This window comes from Arthrobacter woluwensis (genome assembly GCF_900105345.1).
GTDB lineage: Bacteria > Actinomycetota > Actinomycetes > Actinomycetales > Micrococcaceae > Arthrobacter_E > Arthrobacter_E woluwensis.
On the sequence record NZ_FNSN01000003.1, the window covers coordinates 1570844 to 1591372 of the forward strand.

Genomic DNA, 20529 nt, shown 5'->3' on the forward strand with positions numbered 1-20529 from the left:
TCCGCGCTAGATGGGTGATTCGGTCATTGTCACTCTGGGCATCGCAGCGATCCTCGCGATCATCATCGGTGCTCTGTGCCTGGTAGGGGTGCGCCGCGTCAATCTGCGGCGCGCCCTGGGCACCATCGACGCCTCCATCTGCCTGGCCAACGGCCGCTGGCAGATGGGGGTTTGTCGTTTCCAGGGGTCGGAACTCGAGTGGTTCAAGATGTTCTCCCTGAGTCCCACGCCTCGGTACAGCTTCGAGCGCAACCAGCTTGATCTGGTGCGACGGCGCGAGCCGGGCGAGGTGGAGTCCTCCAGGATCCAGCCGGGCTCGGTGATCGTGGAGCTGAGCTACGAGGGCCAGGAAGTGCTGCTCGCGATGCGTTTCGACGAGTACACCGGGCTCTCCTCCTGGCTGGAGGCCGGGCCGAGACCGGGACTCAACCGGCTCGACTGAGCACGCGCCCGGGAACAGCTCTCGAGGATGACGAAAGGCCGGGCCGTGTGCCGCTGTGGGATTCTCCACGGCGGCACACGGCCCGGCCTTCGGCGTCTCTGACGGGCGCGCGGCTCAGACGAGCCATTCCCCCTGGCGCATGACGCGCTGGAGCTGGAGGTCGGCTTCGAGCACCACGACGTCGGCGCGCAGCCCGCGGCGCAGGCTTCCCACCTCGTCATCGAGTCCCAGGACGTCGGCGGGTACGGCGGTCGCCGAGCGGACGGCATCGGCGAGAGGGACGCCCGCGGCGACCGTGCGCTGAACCACCTGGAGGAGCGTGGCGGTGCCGCCCGCGATCGAGCCGGTGGTGTCGAGGGTGGCGACCCCGTCCGCCACGGTGACGGGGGAGGGGCCGAGCATGTAATGCCCGTCGCTCAGACCGGCTGCGGCCATGGAGTCCGTCACCAGCAGGACGTTCGCGGAACCCACCAGATCGAAGACCGTCAGTGTGGTCTGAGGGTCCAGGTGCGTGTTGTCGGCGATGAGCTCGACGGCGGCGCGGCCGGCCTGGGCGGCCCGGAGGCACGCCGTCACGGGGCCGGGATCGCGGTGGTGGATGGGCCGCATGCCGTTGAACAGGTGGGTGACGGTGGGACGGCTCGTGGAGCCGTCGAACCCGGCGGCCGCGAGGCCGTCCCGGGCCGCGGCCAGGGAGGCGGCGGCGGTCGCGTCGTCGGAGTCGGTGTGCCCGAGGGACGGGACCACACCGTGGGTGGTCAGCAGGTCCACGAGTTCCGCGGCGCCCGGCAGCTCCGGGGCGTACGTCATGGTGCGGAGCTTGCCGCTGGCGGCGAGGATGAGCTCCTCGGCGAACTCCAGATCGGGGCTGAGCAGGAAGGCCGGGTTCTGGGCGCCGCAGCGTGCCTCGGAGAGGAAGGGCCCCTCGAGGTGGATGCCCTCCAGGAGACCCTCCTCGGTCAGACCCACGTAGAGTCCGATGCCGTGCAGGAGATCCTCGCGGGACGCGGTCACCATGCTCGCGAGCAGCGACGTGGTGCCGGAGCGGTGCAGGAAGGCGATGGCCGTGCGCGCCGAGTCCTCCTGGCCGGACGGGAAATCACCGCCGTCGCCGCCGTGGCAGTGGATGTCGACCAGGCCGGGGATCAGGATCGCCCCCTCCGGCAGGGGAGTGGGCTCGAGGCCCTCGAAGGCGGGGTCGGAGAAGCCGGCCGCGGGCCCGGCGTGGACGATCCGTCCGTCCGCGATGGCCACCAGCCCGTCAGCGAGGGAATCGCCGTCGGAGACGATGCGGCCGCGCAGGATGACGCGCTGTCCATCAGGGGAAGAGGTGCTGTCCAGAGGCATGCCATGAGTCTACGGGCAGCACCGTGGAGGGCTGAAGCGTGACCGGGGCGCGGCGTCACCCGCTCGCGATCCGGCAAGCACGCGGGAGCCGCCCGGGAGCGGGCGCTCAGGGCGGGTGAATCAGACCAGGAGCCTCAGAACGGACAGCTCAGAACGGACAGCTCAGAACAGGCGGCTCTCCGCGTCGTCCACGCCGCGCATCGCGTCGTAGTCGAGCGTCACGCAGTCGATGCCGCGGTCCTGCGCCAGCACCCGGGCCTGCGGCTTGATCTGCTGAGCGGCGAAGATGCCCCGTACGGGGGCCAGCACCGGGTCCCGGTTGAGCAGTTCCAGGTACCGGGTGAGCTGCTCGACGCCGTCGATGTCGCCGCGGCGCTTGAGCTCGATCGCCACGGTGGCGCCGGCGGCATCGCGGGCCAGGATGTCGACGGGCCCGATCGCCGTGAAGTACTCGCGGCGGATGAGGCTGTAGCCGGCGCCGAGCAGTTCGATCTGCTCGGCGAGAAGACGCTGGAGATCCGCCTCGACGCCGTCCTTGATCAACCCGGGATCGACGCCGAGGTCATGGGCGGTGTCGTGGAAGATCTCGTGGATGTTGACGATCAGCCGGTCATCGGTCTTGGCGGACTGCACGACCCACTGCTCAGAGACCCCGGTCTCCAGCTCAGTGTCCTCGGGGGCCTGGACCCGCAGGGTGGCGGGCGGGCTCATCCAGTTGAGGGGCTTGTAGGAGCCGCCGTCGGAGTGGACGAGGACGGAGCCGTCCGCTTTGACCACCAGGAGGCGCTTAGCCAACGGCAGATGGGCCTTGAGGCGGCCGACGTAGTCCACGGAGCACTGAGCAATCACCAAACGCACGCACAGAACAATACCGGCTCGCGCCGCGAACGGACGTGCGGGGCGCGGCCCCGTGCGTCCCGGCCGCCACGGGTGAACCTCCCGGGTGCCCGACGAACGTCGTCTGAACAGCGCGCGAGCGCTCCATGAACTCTTCGCCGGAAGGCCGCAGAGCCTCTGGGCAGCCAGGTTACCCGTTGGTAATTTCAGTCTCGGCCCCACCGCCGGGGCCGTCCACCGGACCTCACGATCCGGGGACGCGTCACCGATCAGGAGTCTCCAGACATGCAGCATCATGCCCGCGGGATGCGTTCCCGTCTCGTCCCAGCACTCATCTCGACGCTCGGCGCAGCCGCCCTCGTCTGCGCCGCCCTCCTGTCGGCTCCGCCTGCCGCGAGTGCCGACGGCGCCGGCGCCGGTGACCCCTGGGTGGTCTCCGTCGGGGACTCGTACATCTCGGGCGAGGCGGGACGCTGGGCCGGGAACACGAACGGCAGCGCCGGGGCCATTGACGCGCTGGGGGCCACCGCTTACAACGACAACGCCTCGAACACGGCCGAGACCATCGCCCGGTGCCACCGGAGCCACGCCGCGGAAGTGAGCATCGGGGGAGGGGTGAACAGCCTGAACCTCGCCTGTTCCGGAGCCCGTACCTCGACCTTCACCAATTCGAGCGGCTACTTCAAGCCCGGCCTGGACTTCTACAGCTCCGGCGGGCAGCAGGGCCAGGCACTCATGCTCCAGAACTTCGCGGCGAGCCACCACGTGACGATGGTGGCGCTCTCCATCGGAGGCAATGACTTCGAGTTCGGCACGATCATGCAGGAATGCGTCACGGACTTCCTGACGTCTTTCAGCTGGAGCCCGAAGTACTGCAAGAACGGCAGCACCGTCGCGACCGCCATGAGCTCCGGCACGGTCACCGCCAACACCGCCAAGATCGCGACGGCGATGCAGAACATCCGCACGGCGATGCGGAACGCGGGGTACAGCGACGGTTCGTGGACGCTGCTCGTCCAGAACTACCCCTCGCCGCTGCCGGCGAGCGGCGCGATGCGCTACAGCCAGAGCGGGTACACCCGGCAGAACACCGGCGGGTGCGGACTATGGGACGCCGACGTCGACTACGCGGCGAACACCCTCCTGCCCACCATCAATGGCGCGGTCGCCCAGGCCGCCGCCCAGAGCGGGCTGAGCAACGTCAAGACCCTCGACGTCACGTCCCTCTTCTCCGGACGACGGCTCTGCGAGAACACCGTGGGGCTGCTGGAGGAGAAGGGCGTGACCTCCTGGGCTCAGGCCGGCGCCGCCGACGCCACCGAGTGGGTCAACCAGATCCGCACCGTCAGCACAGCGAACTCGGACTACTTCGTCCAGGAGTCCCTGCACCCCAACTACTGGGGCCAGCTGGCGCTGCGCTCCTGCCTGCGCCAGGCCTACAACCAGGGCGCGCCGAAGGGTGGCAGCTGCGCGCGTTCCGGCACCGGGCTGCTCGGTGGGGAACCCGTCGTCGCGCTGCGCTGACCGGCCCGGCTCCGGTCCGGTTCCGGGCACGACCCGAGGCGACACAGCGGCGACCCGGGGGCGGCGGCTTTGGCACAATGGAGTCATGCCCCGCAGCAACCGCCCCCGCCGTCGTCCGGGGGGTTCCTCCACCGGGAGCGGGAAGCGTGGTGCGGCGCCTGCTCCGCTCGAAGGACTGGAGCGCGCGCGGATCGGCATCGACCGGCGCGAGGTCGCCCCGGACGGCGTCTGGATGGTCCGCACGATGACGGCGCTGAGGGCCGGCAAGGAGTACACCTGCCCCGGCTGTCACCGCCAGATCCCGCCCGGGCTGGCCCACCTGGTGGTCTGGGAGGAGGACCATCTCTTCGGCGAGCAGGCGGGGATCAACGAGCGCCGTCACTGGCACACGCGGTGCTGGACCGGGCGCAGTTACCGCTATCGCTGAGCCGGCGTCGTGCTCCGGCACCCCGGCACAACGGCGGACGCTCCTGACTTAGGCTTGAAGGCATGACAGCAGTGCCCTCCGCTTATGACCCCGCCGATCCGGCGACGCTCACCTTCACCGAATCCGCCGGACCCCAGCCCCTCCGGGCGAACACGGTCCTTCCTGCGGTGAGGGAGAACATCGAATTGCGGACCGAGGACGGGCTGACCCTGTACGGCGAACTCGCCCTCCCGGCGGACGGACAGATCCGCGCCACCCTCATCACGCTTCATCCGCTGCCCACCCACGGCGGATTCATGGACTCCCACGTCTACCGCAAGGCGTCCTACCGTCTGCCGGCCCTCGCCGGGATCGCGGTGCTGCGCTTCAACACGCGCGGCACCTCTTCCCCGCGCGGCACGAGCGACGGGGAGTTCGACGGCGGCGTGGCGGAACGTCTCGACCTCGAGGCCGCGGTGCGGTTCGCCGTCGAGCGCGGGCTTCCGAGGCTCTGGCTGGTCGGGTGGTCCTTCGGCACCGAACTCGCGCTCCGCTACGGCAGCGTCAGCCCGGCCGCCGAGGAGATCGAGGGGGCGATCCTGCTGTCGCCGCCTTTGCACCGCGCGGACGATGACGACCTCCGCCGCTGGGGCGCGACCCCTTTGCCGTTGAAGGTCCTCGTCCCCGAGCACGACGATTACCTGCAGCCCGCGGAGGCCGCGCAGCGCTTCTCGCTCGTGCCGCAGGCGCAGGTGATCGGCGTCGACGGCGCCAAGCACCTCTGGGTGGGGGAGAAGCACGTGCAGCGGGTCCTCAACGAGATCGTGGCCACCGTGACGCCGGAGGTCCCGACACCGTTGCCGACCGAGTGGGCCGGACCGGTAGCGCAGGGACAGTAGCGAGGACTCCTCACCGACGGGAAGGGCCCCACCGCATCGGCGGTGGGGCCCTTCTTCATCAGTGCTGGTTGTGAGTGCTGGTTGTCAGTGCTGGTCGTTCCTCTCGGAGACTACTTCCGGTCCTGTTGAGGGACCAGCACTTCCTTGATCAGGAGCATGATCGCGGCGGCGGTCGGGATGGCGATCAGGGCGCCGAGCACCCCGAGGAGGCTGCCACCGGCGATCACGGAGATCACCGCCACCGAGCCGGGGACGGACACGGCGCGCTGCATGATGCGCGGGGAGACGAAGTACGCCTCGAACTGGAGGTACGCGAAGTAGCAGATGGCGTAGATGACGGCGGTCTGCCAGCCCATGGTGAACGACACCAGCGTCACCAGGATCCCGGCGATCAGACCACCCACCAGCGGGATGAAGGCGAGCAGCGCGACCACGAAGGCGAGCAGGACCGAGAACGGCACGTTCAGGATGGACATCACGATGAACGCGAAGGTGGCGTTCAGGAGGGCCACGCAGACCTGGCCGATCACGTAGTTGCCCACCGAGCGCGTGATCTCCTCGGACAGTTCCATGACCCGCGGACGGCGCGAGCGCGGGGCCAGGCGGTAGGCGAACGACTTCATGGACGGCAGAGCGGCCAGGAAGTACAGCGTCAGAACGAGGACGATCAACGCGCCGAACAGGCCGTTCGCCACCGAGGTGCCGAAGCCGACGATTCCCCCGAACACCCCGCCCACGGCGCTGGAGTCCTTGATGAACTTCTGGATCTCCTCCGTCACACGGTCCTTCAGCCCGAACTGCTCGTTCAGGTTGTTGTAGAAGTCCGAGCGGAGGAAGTCATTGATCCAGACCGGACCCTGCGTGATGATCTGGTTGACCTGATCGACCACGGTGGGGATCAGGGTCGCGAAGAAGCCGCCCACCACGGCGAGCAGCCCGAGCAGCACGATCACGATGCCGGCGGGGCGCGGGATCCGGCGGTTCTCCAGGGTGCGGACCACCGGGTCGAGCCCGAGCGCGATGAACAGCGCCGCGATGATCCAGAGGATCAGCTGAGTGGTGTGGCTTCCGACATAGAACAGCAGCAGCGCCAGCCCGACGCCGACGGTGAGCATGAAGCCGAGCAGCACGGGGCGCTGGACCGCGAAGCCCTGCGCGGTCGGCTCCGTGAGGCCGCCCTCGTCGTCGCTCGCCTCGGGGAGAGCGAAGTGAGCGCGGGGAAGTGCGCCCGGCACCGGCTTCTTGAGCTGGCCGAAGGCCCGCTTGACCCGGCCGAGAAGACCCGTGTCCACGACGGCGGCTTCCGGCGCCTTCGCCGCGGCCGCCTCGACGCCCTCGCGGGAAGCGGGGGCGGCCGGCGTGGGTGCGGGGACGGACGCGACGGACTCCGTCTCGGGAGACGGCTGCTCCGTGCCCTCGGTGGGCGGGGTGTTCTCCGGCTGGTGTTCACTCATGGGGTCTTCCTTGGGTGGTCAGGCGAAATGGTGGGCTGGGGCCGGATTCACACTATCAGCGCAGCCCTTTCCTCCCTGCTTCCCAGTCTCAGCGGATACCATGAAAGAGACCATGACCCCGATGTTAGGTGCATTTGTGCGTTTGAAGTCAGCGATCGCCGTCTTTGTCCTGGGACTGGTAGTCCTGTTCCTGGGCATCGGCCAGAAGACCTTCTGGGCTCCGCCCGAGAGGGTGAGCGTTGCGCTCCCGTCCTCGGTGCAGCAGGCCCCGCTCACGGTGGTCGACCCTGCGTTCGCGAAGTTCGGCGACGGCAAGGTCGACCTGGACATCAAGGGCGACGGCGCCTTCACGGTCGCCGTCGGACGCCCCGACGATGTCGCGGCCTGGGTGGACAAGACCGCTCACAACACCGTCAAGGGCGCGGACGCGGAGGGCAAGGCTCTCGATGTCCAGCACGTCGACGGCGAGGCGAAGGCTCCGAACCCTGCCGGCGCCGACATCTGGGCCAGCACCCAGTCCGGCAACGGCGACCTCAAGTTCGCCTGGTCAGCGCCGGACCAGGGCGACTGGTCCCTGGTGATCGCGAGCGACGGCACCAAGCCCGCTCCGTCCCAGCTCGAATTCAGCTACGCCAATGACACCAGCACGCCGTGGAGCGTGCCGCTCATGGTGCTGGGCGGCCTGCTCATGCTGGGCGCGCTCCTCTTCGCCTTCCTCTTCGGCAAGGGCGGGTCCACGCCGGCCAAGGCCACCGCAGCGGGACCCGCGTCAGGTGGGGGCACGAAGACTCCGTCGAGCAAGGACGCCGTGGCGGACGCCCCGGCTTCCGACGCCGGGACCCCCGTCTCGGATGACAAGGCCTCGGACGTCGCCGAGCCGAAGGCCGGCGAGGCCGAGGACGCCGAGGCTCAGGACGCCGAGCCCAAGGACAAGCCGTCGGCCTTCCGCAGGATCCCCGCGATCGCCGGCGCGCTGAGCCTCGCCGTCGTCGGCGCACTGGGCGGCGTGGCGCCCGCTCACGCCGACAGCGCTTCGCCGAGCCCCGCAGCCTCCGCCGCCGGCTCCGGTGACCTGCCCGTCGTGACCGACGACCAGCTCAAGCGCATCCTCTCCAGCACGGCTGATGCCGTGAGCAGCGCCGACGCCGCCAAGAACGCCAAGGACCTCGGCGACCGCGCCACCGGTGAGGCCCTGACGATCCGCACGCAGAACTACAAGATCCGCGCCTCGGCCACGAGCCACCCGGCGGTCGCACCCGTCGCGGCTCAGAAGCTGCTGACCCAGGTCGTCCCGACGGATCGCGCCTGGCCGCGCACCGTGACCGCCGTGACCCAGGGCGCCAAGAACCCCACGCCCCTGATCCTCACGCTGACCCAGAAGTCGGCCCGCGAGAACTACAAGCTCGTGAGCGCGTCGTACCTGCTGCCCGGCAACACCTTCCCCGCGATGAGCGCGGACGGCGTCAAGACTCGTGACGCGAAGAGCGCCAACGGTCTGACTGCGAGCCCCTCGGACGCGATCGCGGCTCTCGTGGCCCGTCTGAAGGATCCGAAGGGATCGGCGAAGACCAAGTTCGGTGACAACACCTACTTCCAGCAGACCGAAGAGCTGAAGAACAATGTCATCGACCCGAAGAACAACGGCGCGGACGTCAAGCCGGCCTTCGACTTCAAGCTCGTGGGCCAGCCGGACGCCGTGTACACGTCGGACGACGGCGGCGCCGTGGTGGTGGCGGACCTCGAGTTCACCGTCACGCTGACCTCGCCCAACGAGGGCGACACCGTCGACCTCGCGGATGAGGCCGTGTCCACCCTGGCGGGCACCAAGAAGACGAACAAGAAGGTGACGGAGCACTTCATCGACTCGGTGACGCTCCGGATCCCGCCGTCCGGGTCGAAGGAGAGCTTCACGCTGCTGTCCGCCGACCGTTACCTGACGGGCGTCAAGCTGGGCTGAGCCCGTCCACGCATCGTTCCCCGGCCGGTGAGGTGATCCCTCACCGGCCGAACACCGAGGAGGACAGTTGCCCCAGGCAGCACAGAACCCATTCGATTCCCTCGCCAGTCTGCGCGGCGCGGTCGATCTCTCCGCCGTGAAGGCGCGAGCCCAGGCCCCGGCCCCGGCTCCGCGGCCTGCCGCGCCTTCCGCCGACGGGACGGACGCGCCCGCCGGCGTCGCCGGGTCCTACCGCGCGAACGTCACGGAGGCGAACTTCCAGGACGTCGTGGAACTCTCCGTCCAGGTTCCTGTCATCCTGGCACTCTGGGCACGGTACTCGCCGGAGTCGCAGCGCACGCTGGGTCTCGTCGAGGATCTCGTCAACCGCCAGGACGGCGCGATGGTCCTGGGCGCCGTGGACGTCGAGGCGTTCCCCGAGATCATGCAGGCCATGCAGATCTCCGGTGTTCCCGCCGCGGTCGCCGTGGTGAAAGGCCAGCCGGTGCCGCTGTTCCAGGGACCGGTGGAGGAGGCCCATCTCGAGGCGCTCTTCACCGAGCTGCTGCAGCTGGCCCAGGCCAACGGCGTGCACGGGCGGATCGGCCCGGTCTCCGGGGACGGAGCCGGTGCGGAGCCTGCCGAGGCGCCCCTGCCTCCGCTGCACCAGGAGGCTCTGGACGCGATCGAATCCGGCGACTACGCCGCCGCCGAGCGTGCGTATCAGCAGGCGCTCGACGAGCAGCCCGCCGACCACGAGGCCAAGGCGGGACTGGCACAGGTGCGCCTCCTGCTCCGCCTCGAAGGCTTGAGCGCCACGGACGCCGAGGCGTTGCGCCAGCAGGCCGCAGCCGACCCCGACGACGTCGAGGCGCAGTTGCGCCTGGCGGATCTGGACGTCTCGGGCGGCCACGTCGAGGACGCCTTCTCGCGGATCGTCACCTTCATCGGCCGGCACTTCGGACCGGAACGTGAAGCCGCGCGCGTCCGCCTGCTGGACCTCTTCGAGGTCGTGGGGGTCAAGGACCCGCGGGTGGCGGCGGCGCGACAGGCCCTGGCCAGGGTGCTGTTCTGAGCTGACGATGGGCTGACGCCGCGGGGAGGGCATTCCGGAAGGGTGCCCTCCCCGCGGCGCGTCCGGCGGGGTCGCCGGCATCCGGTGCGCGGCACCCGCTGGGCGTAGGCAAAGATCGTCCTGAAGTAGCATCCCGGAGTGTCATCACACTTGTTAGCGTGAAACGCATGACTCACTCGCATCCGGAATCCCAGTCATTCTCCCCGGTGGAAGTCCCCAGGACCCCGTCGCACCTCCCGGCCATCGCCCTGAGGGGCCTGGCCAAGCGCTTCGGTGAGAAGATCGCCGTCGACGGCATCAATCTGGATGTCCCCGTGGGATCCTTCTTCGGTCTGGTCGGGCCGAACGGCGCCGGCAAGACCACCACGCTGTCCATGGCGACCGGTCTCCTGCGCCCCGACTTCGGGACCGCCGAGATCCTCGGCGTGGACATGTGGCAGGACCCGACCGCGGCGAAGAAGCTGCTGGGGACCCTTCCCGACGGCGTCCGTCTGTTCGACCGTCTGAGCGGCGAACAGCTCATCACGTACTCCGGTCTCCTGCGGGGGATGGACCGGGAGACCGTGGCCGTCCGTGCCCAGGAACTGCTGGCCGCCCTCGACCTCACGGCGGACGCGGGCAATCTCGTGGTGGACTACTCCGCCGGCATGACCAAGAAGATCGCCCTGGCGTCGGCGCTGATCCACGCTCCGCGGGTCCTGGTGCTCGACGAGCCGTTCGAAGCCGTGGACCCGGTCTCCTCCGCGAACATCACGGACATCCTGAAGGGCTTCGTCGCCTCGGGCGGCACGGTGGTGATCTCCAGCCACGTGATGGACCTGGTCCAGCGGCTGTGTGACCACGTGGCCGTCGTGGCAGGCGGACGGCTCCTGGCTGCGGGCACCGTGGACGAGGTGCGTGCGGGGCAGAGCCTCGAAGAGCGCTTCGTCAGCCTGGTGGGCGGCCGTCACGAGGGGGAGGGGCTGGCATGGTTGCGACACTCCTGAGGCTCAAGCTCCAGATCCTGGCCAACGGATTCCGCCGCAGTCCGTGGCAGATCGTGGGTCTGGTCCTCGGCGGGCTGTACGGCCTGGGCGTCCTGACGTTCATGGTCATCGGACTCGTCCTGCTCCGTCTGGCGGACGTTGATCTCGCCAGGACCATCCTGGTGCTCGCCGGATTCGCCGCCGTGCTGGGCTGGACCGTGGTCCCGATCCTCGCCTCTGGCATGGACATGACGCTGGACCCGCAGCGGTTCGCCGCCTTCGGCATCCCGCAGCGTGAGCTCATGACCGGCATGGCGCTGGCGGGTCTGGTGGGGATTCCCGGGCTGCTGACGGCCATCCTGAGCCTGACCACCGTGGTGAGCTGGTGGAGGTCGCCGCTGCAGGTGATCGCCGCGCTCGTGGGCGCGCTCCTGGGCGTGGCGAGCTGCCTGCTCTACTCACGCTGTGCCGCCGCCTGGGGCAACAACCTCTCCCAGTCCCGCCGCTACCGGGAGATCGGCACCATCCTGATCTTCATCCCGCTCGTGCTCCTGGGCCCGATCATCAGCGGCGCCGCTCAGGGCCTCAAGGACAACGCGCGGTATCTGCCGGATCTTGCGGCGGCCTTGGCGTGGACGCCCTTCGGCGCCCCGTGGGCGCTGCCCGCCGACGTCGCGGCCGGTGAATTCGGCGCCGCCGCCCTCCGGATCCTGATCTGCCTCGCCATGATGGCCCTGGCGGTCTGGCTCTGGAACATCGCTCTCGTGCGGTCCATGGTCAACCCGCCGCGCGCGTCCGGCGCCAAGCGCGCAGCGGGCAAGCTCGGCTTCTTCTCCTGGTTCCCCGCCACGCCCACGGGTGCTGTCGCGGCGCGGACGGCGACGTACTGGTTCCGCGATCCGCGGTACTCGGCGTCGCTGATCGTGGTGCCGCTCATGCCGGTCCTCCTGTACTTCATGGGCATGCAGAACGGGAACTTCAGCACGCTGCTGGTGGTCGGCCCGCTCGTGGCGTTCCTCATGTCCTGGAGCATCAGTTCGGACGTGTCCTATGACGACACCGCCTTCGCCCTGCACATCTCCACCGGCACACCGGGACGTGCGGACCGCTGGGGCCGCGTCCTCGGCTGCTGCATCCTGGCGGTGCCGGCCGTGCTGGTCGTGGTCTTCGCCTCCATCGCGCTCAGTGGAAGGTGGGAGCTCCTCCCGGGCATCCTGGGCGCTTCGGCGGGTGTCCTCATGGCGGGCCTGGGCCTGGCCTCGGTGATCTCGGCCCGGTACGTCACAGCCGTTCCGAAGCCCGGCGAGAGCCCGTTCAAGAATCCGCCGGGCGGCAAGGGCCTGACCCTGGCCGTCCAGGGCCTCGGCATGCTCGTGCTCCTGGTGATCTGCCTGCCGCTGGCGGGCCTGCTGATCGCGGAGCTCGTGACGGGGAATCACGTCTGGGGCTGGGTCAACCTCCTGGCCGGATCGGCTTGGGGAGCCTTCCTGCTCTGGCTCGGAGTGCGCCTGGGTGGACGTGATGTTGAGCGCCGAGGGCCGGAACTTTTAGCGCAATTGATTAAAAATAGCTGATTCCACTCACTTTCTATCGTTTTTTGGGGGCGGACTGTATAAGATCGAAGCAGTTCACAGCTCCTGAGTAGGAAATGAGGCCGCAAGAGCATGGAAGTTGTCATCCTCCCCGATGCTGCTCACATCGGTGCCATGGCGGCGGACGCCATCGAAGCGCTTCTGAAGCGCAAGCCGGAGGCGGTGCTGGGCCTGGCGACGGGCTCCTCACCGTTGCCGATCTATGACGAACTGGCCCGCCGCCATACCGAGGAAGGCCTGGATTTTTCCCGTGCGAGCGGCTTCGCGCTGGACGAGTACGTCGGTCTGCCGCTGGGGCACCCGGAGTCCTATCGTGAGGTCATCCGCCGCGAGTTCAGCGACCGGGTCAACATCGATCCGGACAAGGTGCACAGCCCGAACGGCGCTGCTAAGGATCTCGAGGCGGCCTGCCGGGAGTATGAGGAGTCCATCGCGGCGGCGGGAGGTGTCGACCTGCAGATCCTGGGAGTCGGCACCGACGGTCACATCGGGTTCAATGAGCCGGGTTCGTCGCTGGCCAGCCGGACCCGGATCAAGACTCTTCTGGAGCAGACCCGCAAGGACAACGCCCGGTTCTTCGACAGCATCGACGATGTCCCGCATCACGTCGTGACCCAGGGGCTCGGCACCATCATGGACGCGCGGCACGTGGTCCTGGTGGCGACCGGGGCCCAGAAGGCCCAGGCGGTGCGCGACTTCGTGGAGGGCCCTGTCGCCGCGATCTGCGCGGCCTCGGTGCTGCAACTGCACCCGCACGCGACGATCCTGATCGATGAGGCGGCCGCCTCCTCGCTGCGCCTGGCGGACTATTACCGGCACGCCTTCGAGAGCAAGCCGGAGTGGCAGGGTCTCTGATCCGGCCTCCCGACGAAGGGCTCCCGGCGGACGTTCAGACGTCCGCCGGGAGCCCTTCTTCGGGCCCGGGCACGGTAGAGTGGATGTCATGACGTTGCCTCCCGATCCTTTTGAGAACGACCCCTCGCGCGAGCTCTCCGGCCCGGGCGGTTCGACCGCGACGATCGAGCGCACCGAGCAGCGCGAACAGGTGGAACCCGGCGATCACGAGCGCTTCTCGCACTATGTGCGCAAGGAGAAGATCATGGAATCCGCGCTGACGGGCGAACCCGTCATCGCGCTCTGCGGCAAGGTCTGGACCCCGGGCCGCGACCCGCAGAAGTTCCCCGTGTGCCCCACGTGCAAGGAGATCTACGAGGGTCTGCGTCCGGGCAAGGACGACGACGGCGCCAAGTAGCGTCCGCCCTCCCGCGCCACCGGCGCGGGCCTCCTGACGGATCGGCCGGGCCTCGAGGCGCCCTGCCGTCCCCACTCCGTCACTTCTCTTCCGCTGACGACCGACGACCCTAGCGAGGCTCTTTTCCCCATGACTGACACGCTCTTCGGCGGCCCCACCCTCCCACCGGCCTACCCTGAGCGTGCCGCCTGGGGCACCGCGCCGAAACTGCGTGCCTGGCAGCAGGAGGCTCTGGACAAGTATCTGAGCGAGCGGCCCCGGGACTTCCTCGCGGTGGCCACACCGGGCGCCGGTAAGACGACTTTCGCCCTCCGGGTGGCGACCACCCTGGTGGATTCCGGCGTCGTGAATCGCATCTGCATCGTGGCGCCCACCGACCACCTGAAGCGGCAGTGGGCCGATGCGGCCGCCCGCGTGGGCCTGGCGATCGATCCGAACTTCAAGAATTCGGACGGCCGGCACGGCCAGGGGTTCATCGGTGTCGCGGTGACGTACGCCCAGGTGGCATCGAAGCCCATGCTCCACCGGGCCCGTACCGAAGCGGCCCGCACGCTCGTCATCCTGGACGAGATCCATCACGGCGGCGAGTCCCTCTCCTGGGGCGACGGTCTCAGGGAGGCGTTCGAGCCGGCCGTGCGGCGCCTGTCCCTCACGGGCACTCCGTTCCGCTCGGACACCTCGCCCATCCCGTTCGTCGAATACATCGAGGACAAGGACGGCATCCGTCGCTCCAAGGCCGATTACAGCTACGGCTATGGCAACGCGCTCAAGGATCACGTGGTCCGTCCGGTCATCTTCATGGCCTATTCGGGTCAGATGCGCTGGCGGACCAGCGCCGGTGAGGAGATGGCCGCATCGCTCGGCGAGGCGGCGGTCACCAAGGACGTGACGTCGCAGGCCTGGCGGACGGCGCTGAATCCCCAGGGCGAGTGGATCCCGGCTGTCCTGTCCGCGGCGGACAAGCGGCTCTCCGAGGTCCGCCGCACCGTGCCGGATGCGGGCGCCCTGGTGATCGCCACAGACCACGAGGATGCCCGTGCGTACGCCGGACAGCTCCGCCGGATCACGGGGGAGTCGCCCACGGTGATCCTCTCCGATGACGCGAAGGCGTCGAGCAAGATCGAGGAGTTCTCCGCCGGACAGAGCCGCTGGATGGTGGCGGTCCGCATGGTGTCCGAAGGCGTCGACGTCCCGCGTCTCGCCGTCGGCGTCTACGCCACGTCGACCTCCACCCCGCTGTTCTTCGCCCAGGCCGTCGGCCGCTTCGTGCGTGCCCGGAAGCGCGGCGAGACCGCCTCGGTGTTCCTGCCGTCCGTCCCGCAGCTGATGGGCCTCGCCAACTCCATGGAGGCCGAGCGCGACCACGCGCTGGACCGGCCCCGGAACGAGGACGAGGACGGGCTCTTCAACCCCGAGGACTCGTTGATGGACGAGGCCAACCGCGAGGAGAAGGCGTCGGACTCCCTCATTAAGGGCAAGTTCGAGGCGCTGGACTCGCAGGCCTCCTTCGACCGTGTCCTGTTCGACGGCGGCGAGTTCGGCACCGGTGGCGACATCGGCAGCGAGGACGAGCTGGACTTCCTCGGGATCCCCGGGCTGCTCGACGCCGACCAGGTGGGTGTGCTGCTGCGGCAACGCCAGGCCGAACAGCAGTCCCGCCGGAGGAAGCCTTCCGCCGCCGCTCCCGCGGAGGCGCCCGGCGTCGCGGACCACCGACGCCTGATGGACCTGCGCAACGAGCTCGCGAAGAACGTCTCGGCATGGTCGGCGCGCACCGGCACGCCGCACGGCATGGTGCACAACACGTTGCGCGAGGTGTGCGGCGGACCGGCCGTCGCGCAGGCGAGCGAGGAGCAGCTCAAGGCCCGTCTGGCGAAGATCCAGGGCTGGTTCGTCGGCCGGAAGTAGTGCCCAGGCGGCCCGCCCAGCGGCGTGCGTGGCCGAAAAACTGTGTGCTCAGTTGTTGCGGGTGTTCCGGAAGAACACCCGCAACAACTGAGCACACAACGCCGGATCAGGCGATGGCGACGCCGGACTCCTCGAGCTCGTCGAACGTCGGCTCCGGGTCGTCCGCCACCGAGGCGGTCAGCTCACGGAGGACCGTGACGGCGTAGCCGGCCTGGACGCCGTCGAGCGCGGTGGCGCGGACGCAGTGATCCGTGGCGATGCCGACCACGACGATGTCCTCGACATCCCGTTCCTGGAGCCACTCGTCCAGGGACTCGCCGTCATCGTCCTCCGAGGGCAGCGCGCCGGGCTGCCGGTCCCCGGTGGACACGGCGTCCTCCGGGGCGAGCAGCCCTTCGAAGCCGGAGTAGGCGGCGGCGAAGCGGCCCTTGCGGAAGATCGCCTCGATGTACTCCTGGTCCAGGTCGTGATGGAGCTCCGCGCCGCTCGTCCCGGCGACGCAGTGGCGCGGCCAGGAGTCCTGGAAGTCCGGCTCGTCGGAGAAGTGGCTGCCCGGATCGACGTGCCAGTCCTGCGTCGCCACGACGTGGTCATACAGGTGGCCGTGATCGTCCAGGTATTCGCTGATGGCCGCGGCCAGGGCGGCGCCGCCTTCGACGGCGAGCGATCCTCCTTCGCAGAAGTCGTTCTGCACATCCACGATGATCAGGGCTTTGCTCATGGTGCCTCCTCATAGAGGGTGGGAATGACCGGTTCTCCTCGCTGGAGCCTGTTCACGGCCGGCGGCATCTCGGCCAGGGACGCGGCATGCCGCTCGCGGGCGCGCGTCACCGCCTCTGGGCCGGTCCAGCCGGGGAGGACTTCGCCGTCGGCCACGAGCTGCACGAGGAGGGGACGGTCGTTGCCGTCGTTCTCCGGCTGGTGTCCGATCCCCACGAGCTCCGCGGTGGCCGTGCCCCGCTCGTTGAGCCGTCGCAGCGCGTACTTGCGGCCGCCGACGCTCGCCTTGTTCTTGGCGGCCTTGGCCACGGACACGAACTCGCCGTCGTCGTTCGTGCGGCTCACGAGCTTGTAGACCATGCCCGCGGTCGGGGCGCCGCTGCCCGTGACGAGGGAGGTGCCCACGCCGTAGGAGTCCACCGGCGCGGACTGCAGGGCGGCGATGGCGTACTCGTCCAGGTCGCTCGTGACCACGATCCGGGTGTTCACCGCGCCGAGTTCGTCCAGCAGCTGACGCACCCACTGGGCCTGGGCCACGAGGTCGCCGGAGTCCAGGCGCACCGCGCCCAGCTTGTCCCCGGCCAGGTCCACGGCCGTGCGGACGGCCGTCTCGACGTCGTAGGTGTCCACCAGGAGGGAGGTCTCCGGGCCGAGCGAGCTGAGCTGCGCGGTGAACGCATCGCGTTCGGTGTCGTGCAGCAGGGTGAAGGAATGTGCGGCGGAGCCGAAGGTCTTCAGGCCGTAGCGCAGACCGGCCTCCAGGTTGGAGGTGCTGACGAAGCCGGAGATGATGGCGGCGCGGGCGGCCGCGACGGCGGACTCCTCGTGCGTGCGGCGCGACCCCATCTCGATGCAGGGGCGACCGCGGGCGGCCAGCGCCATCCGGGACGCCGCCGAGGCGATGGCGCTGTCGTGATTGAGGACCGAGAGGACATAGGTCTCGAGGATGCACGCCTCGGCGAACGTCGACTCGATCACCAGCAGCGGGGAGTTGGGGAAGTACAGCTCGCCCTCGGCGTAGCCCCAGATGTCGCCCGTGAAACGGTACGAGGCGAGGAAGGCCAGGGTCTTCTCGTTGACCACGCCGGTGCTGCGCAGGAACTCGAGTTCCTCCGGCCCGAAACGGAAGTTCCGGATGCCCTCCAGGAGACGGCCCGTGCCCGCGACGACGCCGTAACGGCGGCCGTCCGGAAGGCGACGGGCGAAGACCTCGAAGACGGAGCGCCGCTGGGCGGCGCCTGACTCCAGAGCCGCCTGCACCATGGTGAGCTCGTAGTGGTCGGTATACAGCGAAGCGCGGGGTTGCTGCCAGGGTGTACTCACGCAACACACTTTATCCCCACGCCGTGATCCGGCGCTGGTCCGGTCCGCGACCGGCGGCGGCCGACCCGCCGCGGACACGGCGGACCCCGGACACTGCCTAGAATGGACTAATGAATCCCACAGCCACGGCAGAGGTGCGGCTTGCCGCCCTGACGGACCCGGAGGTCCGTGAGGAGCAGGGCCTGGAGGAACGGACGCTCACGGACACTCCGTGGAATCTGGTGGTCTGGAACGACCCCGTGAACCTCATGAGCTATGTCAGCTACGTGTTCCGGAGCTATTTCGGCTACTCCCAGAAGAAGGCCGACCGGCTCATGATGGAGGTGCACCGCAAGGGCCGTTCGGTCGTGGCCCACGGTGGCCGGGAGCGCATGGAACAGCACGTGGTGGCGATGCACGGGTACGGCCTCTGGGCCACCGTGGAACGCGCCGGCGCCGGTGGAAAGGGACAGCATGGCTAAGACATTCGTGCCGGGCAGCCGGGGGATCACCGGTTACCTCGAGGAAGAGGAACGGGAACTCCTGCGGAAGCTGTTCTCCGACGTCATCAGCATGCTCGAACCCGAGGCTCTGGACTCGGAGGATCCGCTGGTGGCGCTGGTCGGCTTCGACCCCCACATCGCCCCTCCTGAGGACGCCGCGCTGCGCCGCCTTCTCCCGGATGGCGTGAAGGACGACGACGAGGCCGCCCTCGAGTTCCGCCGCTTCACCGAGCGCTCGCTGCGGGAGAGCAAGATCGGCACGCTGCGTGCGGCCTCCTTGGCGCTGGAGAGCAACGAGCTTCATCTGGACGAGAACCAGGCCCGGAACTTCGCCATGGCCCTGAACGATGTGCGCCTCGTGATCAGCGAACGTCTTAACATCCGCACCCAGGACGACGCCGAAGCCGTGTACGCCATGCAGGAGTGGTCGGACGCCGACGACCTCGAGACCTATCTCTCCGTGGTCTACAACTTCGTGAGCTGGCTCCAGGAATCCCTGGTCCAGGCCCTCAGCTACAGCCTGGAGGACGCGCCGTCCCGGGCCGGGGAGACGGGCGAGGGGGAGAGCCGCGCATGAGTCTTCCGGGCTCCGAACAGCTCGTGTCCGTCGGGAACGAGGGAACGCAGCTGCCGCGTTCCGAGCGTCCGATCGGGATCTTCGATTCCGGCGTCGGCGGTCTCACGGTGGCGCGTTCCGTGATCGACCAGCTGCCCACCGAGGCCGTGCTGTACGTCGGGGACACCGCCAACGGTCCGTACGGCCCTCTGCCGATCGCGGAGGTGCGGGCCAATGCCCTGGGCATCATGGACGAACTCGTGGACTCCGGGGTGAAACTGCTCACGATCGCCTGTAACACGGCGTCGGCGGCGGTGCTCCGTGACGCCCGCGAACGCTACGAGGCCCGCTACGGGATCCCGGTGATCGAAGTCATCCAGCCGGCGGTGCGACGCGCGGTCTCCTCGACCCGCAACGGGCGGATCGGCGTCATCGGGACCTCCGCCACCGTGGGGTCACGGGCCTACGAGGACACCTTCGCTGCCGCCCCTGACCTGGAGGTCCTCTCCGTGGCGTGCCCCGAGTTCGTGCCCTATGTGGAGGCCGGGATCACGACGGGGCCGGAACTCCTTGCTCTCGCGGAGTACTACCTCGCGCCACTGAAGGGCGCCGGGGTCGACACCCTGGTGCTCGGCTGCACCCACTACCCGCTGCTCACCGGCGTCATCTCCTATGTCATGGGGGAGGACGTCACCTTGGTCTCCAGTGCCGAGGAGACGGCCAAGGACGTGTACCGTTCACTCATCAGGCACGGTCTGGAACGCCAGGACCCGGCGCCTCCGAAGCACCATTTCGTCGCGACGGGTGACGCCACCGGGTTCGGGAAGCTGGCCCGTCGATTCCTCGGACCGGAGGTGGTCAGCGTGGAGCACGTGGATCACGTCTCGGCGAGCTACCCCACCGGAAGCCTGGCCAAGATCACACCAGAGATGCTGGAGGCGGCACGGGCGGCGGCCCGGCAGCCGCGCATCTCCCACTTCGTGGCGAACGCCACGGCGGACGGGGGACAGGGATGAAGCTGACCATCGTGGGCTGCACGGGGAGCTTCCCCGGGCCCGGTTCGCCGGCGTCGTGCTATCTCCTGACCGCGGACAGCGGCGGCCGCCGCTGGAAGATCATCCTGGATCTCGGCAGCGGCGCTCTCGGCTCGCTTCAGCGGTACACGGATCTCGAGGACATCGACGCGATCTTCCTGAGCCATCTGCACCCGGACCACTGCATGGATCTGTGCGGCCTCCACGTCGCCGTGCACTGGAAGCCCGGTGGCTGGGACCGCGGCCGGATCCCGGTCTGGGGACCCGAAGCGACGGCGGACCGCCTCGCCACCGCTTACGGCCTGGAACTGGACCCGGGCATGCACGAGGACTTCGACTTCGGTTCCTGGACCGTGGAGAAGCCGGTCCGGGTGGGTCCGTTCACCGTCACGCCCTACGCCGTGAACCACCCGATCGAGGAGGCGTACGCCCTCCGCGTCGAGTGCCGTCAGGAGCTGGAGGACGGGACCGTCAAAGAGACCGTGCTCAGCTACTCGGGTGACACGGACAGCTGCCCCGCGCTGGTGGAGGCAGCCCGCGACGCCGATCTGTTCCTCTGCGAGGCCGCCTTCCAGGAGGGCCGCGACGACGCGATCAAGGACGTGCATCTGACCGGCAAGAGGGCCGGCGAGGCTGCCGTGGAGGCCGAGGCCAAGCGGCTCCTCCTGACCCACATCCCGGTCTGGACGGATCCGAACACCGTCCTCTCGGAGGCCAAGGAGGTCTTCGGCGGTGGCGTCTCGGTGGCCGTGGCGGGCGTGCATTACGAGCTCTGAC

The 20529-nt window shown here is 69.0% G+C and carries 20 protein-coding genes; 15 read left to right on the forward strand and 5 right to left on the reverse strand.

The window, feature by feature from the left end:
* The first annotated feature begins 10 nt into the window (after nucleotides 1-10).
* A complete protein-coding gene (locus BLV63_RS07790; RefSeq protein WP_066210928.1) occupies nucleotides 11-442 on the forward strand; it encodes a DUF2550 domain-containing protein in 432 nt (143 codons plus the stop codon).
* A 114-nt stretch (nucleotides 443-556) separates the two neighbouring features.
* Here BLV63_RS07790 and BLV63_RS07795 read toward each other — a convergent pair whose 3' ends face one another.
* Both BLV63_RS07795 and nucS read right to left on the reverse strand, forming a co-directional pair.
* Nucleotides 557-1789: an N-acetylglucosamine-6-phosphate deacetylase gene (locus tag BLV63_RS07795; protein WP_066210926.1), complete on the reverse strand. Its 1233-nt coding sequence runs from the start codon at nucleotides 1787-1789 to the stop codon at nucleotides 557-559.
* A 162-nt stretch (nucleotides 1790-1951) separates the two neighbouring features.
* The gene (gene nucS / locus BLV63_RS07800; RefSeq protein ID WP_066210924.1) at nucleotides 1952-2647 is read right to left on the reverse strand and encodes an endonuclease NucS; all 696 of its coding nucleotides are present in this window, start codon (nucleotides 2645-2647) and stop codon (nucleotides 1952-1954) included.
* Nucleotides 2648-2911: 264 nt separating this feature from the next.
* Here nucS and BLV63_RS07805 point away from each other — a divergent pair, with 264 nt between their 5' ends.
* From BLV63_RS07805 to BLV63_RS07815, 3 genes are all read left to right on the forward strand, one after another.
* Nucleotides 2912-4150 carry an SGNH/GDSL hydrolase family protein gene (locus BLV63_RS07805; protein ID WP_254780520.1) on the forward strand — a complete coding sequence of 413 codons (1239 nt, stop codon included), beginning with the start codon at nucleotides 2912-2914 and terminating at the stop codon, nucleotides 4148-4150.
* 85 nt (nucleotides 4151-4235) lie between these two features.
* On the forward strand, nucleotides 4236-4577 hold the full coding sequence (locus BLV63_RS07810) for an Rv1322 family protein (RefSeq protein WP_066210922.1): 342 nt from the start codon (nucleotides 4236-4238) through the stop codon (nucleotides 4575-4577).
* A 62-nt stretch (nucleotides 4578-4639) separates the two neighbouring features.
* A complete protein-coding gene (locus BLV63_RS07815; protein ID WP_066210920.1) occupies nucleotides 4640-5455 on the forward strand; it encodes an alpha/beta hydrolase in 816 nt (271 codons plus the stop codon).
* A 110-nt stretch (nucleotides 5456-5565) separates the two neighbouring features.
* Here the strand turns inward: BLV63_RS07815 and BLV63_RS07820 are convergent, their stop codons facing one another.
* Nucleotides 5566-6909 (reverse strand): AI-2E family transporter, encoded by a 1344-nt coding sequence (locus BLV63_RS07820; protein ID WP_066210918.1) that lies wholly within the window; start codon nucleotides 6907-6909, stop codon nucleotides 5566-5568.
* Nucleotides 6910-7045: 136 nt separating this feature from the next.
* Here BLV63_RS07820 and BLV63_RS07825 point away from each other — a divergent pair, with 136 nt between their 5' ends.
* The 7 genes from BLV63_RS07825 to BLV63_RS07855 all read left to right on the forward strand — a co-directional run bounded on the left by BLV63_RS07825 (nucleotide 7046) and on the right by BLV63_RS07855 (nucleotide 15637).
* Nucleotides 7046-8866, forward strand: coding sequence for a hypothetical protein (locus BLV63_RS07825; protein WP_066210916.1), 1821 nt, complete (start codon nucleotides 7046-7048; stop codon nucleotides 8864-8866).
* A 67-nt stretch (nucleotides 8867-8933) separates the two neighbouring features.
* Complete coding sequence (locus BLV63_RS07830) at nucleotides 8934-9920, forward strand: tetratricopeptide repeat protein (protein WP_066210914.1); 987 nt, start codon at nucleotides 8934-8936, stop codon at nucleotides 9918-9920.
* A gap of 167 nt (nucleotides 9921-10087) precedes the next feature.
* Nucleotides 10088-10906 (forward strand): ABC transporter ATP-binding protein, encoded by an 819-nt coding sequence (locus BLV63_RS07835; protein ID WP_082724002.1) that lies wholly within the window; start codon nucleotides 10088-10090, stop codon nucleotides 10904-10906.
* On the forward strand, nucleotides 10888-12459 hold the full coding sequence (locus BLV63_RS07840; protein WP_066210913.1) for a transporter: 1572 nt from the start codon (nucleotides 10888-10890) through the stop codon (nucleotides 12457-12459). Before BLV63_RS07835 ends, BLV63_RS07840 begins: the two co-directional genes overlap by 19 nt.
* A gap of 90 nt (nucleotides 12460-12549) precedes the next feature.
* Complete coding sequence (nagB, locus tag BLV63_RS07845; protein WP_066210911.1) at nucleotides 12550-13332, forward strand: glucosamine-6-phosphate deaminase; 783 nt, start codon at nucleotides 12550-12552, stop codon at nucleotides 13330-13332.
* Nucleotides 13333-13420: 88 nt separating this feature from the next.
* Nucleotides 13421-13729: a DUF3039 domain-containing protein gene (locus BLV63_RS07850; protein ID WP_066210908.1), complete on the forward strand. Its 309-nt coding sequence runs from the start codon at nucleotides 13421-13423 to the stop codon at nucleotides 13727-13729.
* A gap of 129 nt (nucleotides 13730-13858) precedes the next feature.
* On the forward strand, nucleotides 13859-15637 hold the full coding sequence (locus tag BLV63_RS07855; protein ID WP_066210906.1) for a DEAD/DEAH box helicase: 1779 nt from the start codon (nucleotides 13859-13861) through the stop codon (nucleotides 15635-15637).
* 106 nt (nucleotides 15638-15743) lie between these two features.
* Here the strand turns inward: BLV63_RS07855 and BLV63_RS07860 are convergent, their stop codons facing one another.
* Entirely contained in the window at nucleotides 15744-16358 is a 615-nt protein-coding gene (locus BLV63_RS07860; RefSeq protein WP_066210905.1) for an isochorismatase family protein, read from the reverse strand.
* Nucleotides 16355-17680: a nicotinate phosphoribosyltransferase gene (locus tag BLV63_RS07865; protein ID WP_074784152.1), complete on the reverse strand. Its 1326-nt coding sequence runs from the start codon at nucleotides 17678-17680 to the stop codon at nucleotides 16355-16357. Before BLV63_RS07865 ends, BLV63_RS07860 begins: the two co-directional genes overlap by 4 nt.
* Nucleotides 17681-17790: 110 nt before the next feature.
* On the opposite strand from BLV63_RS07865, the gene clpS reads away from it, so the two are divergent.
* The 4 genes from clpS to BLV63_RS07885 are packed head-to-tail and all read left to right on the forward strand — an operon-like array spanning nucleotide 17791 to nucleotide 20528.
* Nucleotides 17791-18141 (forward strand): ATP-dependent Clp protease adapter ClpS, encoded by a 351-nt coding sequence (gene clpS / locus BLV63_RS07870; protein WP_066210903.1) that lies wholly within the window; start codon nucleotides 17791-17793, stop codon nucleotides 18139-18141.
* Nucleotides 18134-18739 carry a DUF2017 domain-containing protein gene (locus BLV63_RS07875; protein ID WP_066210901.1) on the forward strand — a complete coding sequence of 202 codons (606 nt, stop codon included), beginning with the start codon at nucleotides 18134-18136 and terminating at the stop codon, nucleotides 18737-18739. The genes clpS and BLV63_RS07875 overlap by 8 nt, the downstream gene beginning before the upstream one ends.
* Entirely contained in the window at nucleotides 18736-19734 is a 999-nt protein-coding gene (murI, locus tag BLV63_RS07880) for a glutamate racemase (RefSeq protein WP_082724001.1), read from the forward strand. The genes BLV63_RS07875 and murI overlap by 4 nt, the downstream gene beginning before the upstream one ends.
* Nucleotides 19731-20528 carry an MBL fold metallo-hydrolase gene (locus BLV63_RS07885; RefSeq protein WP_066210899.1) on the forward strand — a complete coding sequence of 266 codons (798 nt, stop codon included), beginning with the start codon at nucleotides 19731-19733 and terminating at the stop codon, nucleotides 20526-20528. The genes murI and BLV63_RS07885 overlap by 4 nt, the downstream gene beginning before the upstream one ends.
* Nucleotide 20529 lies beyond the last annotated feature (1 nt).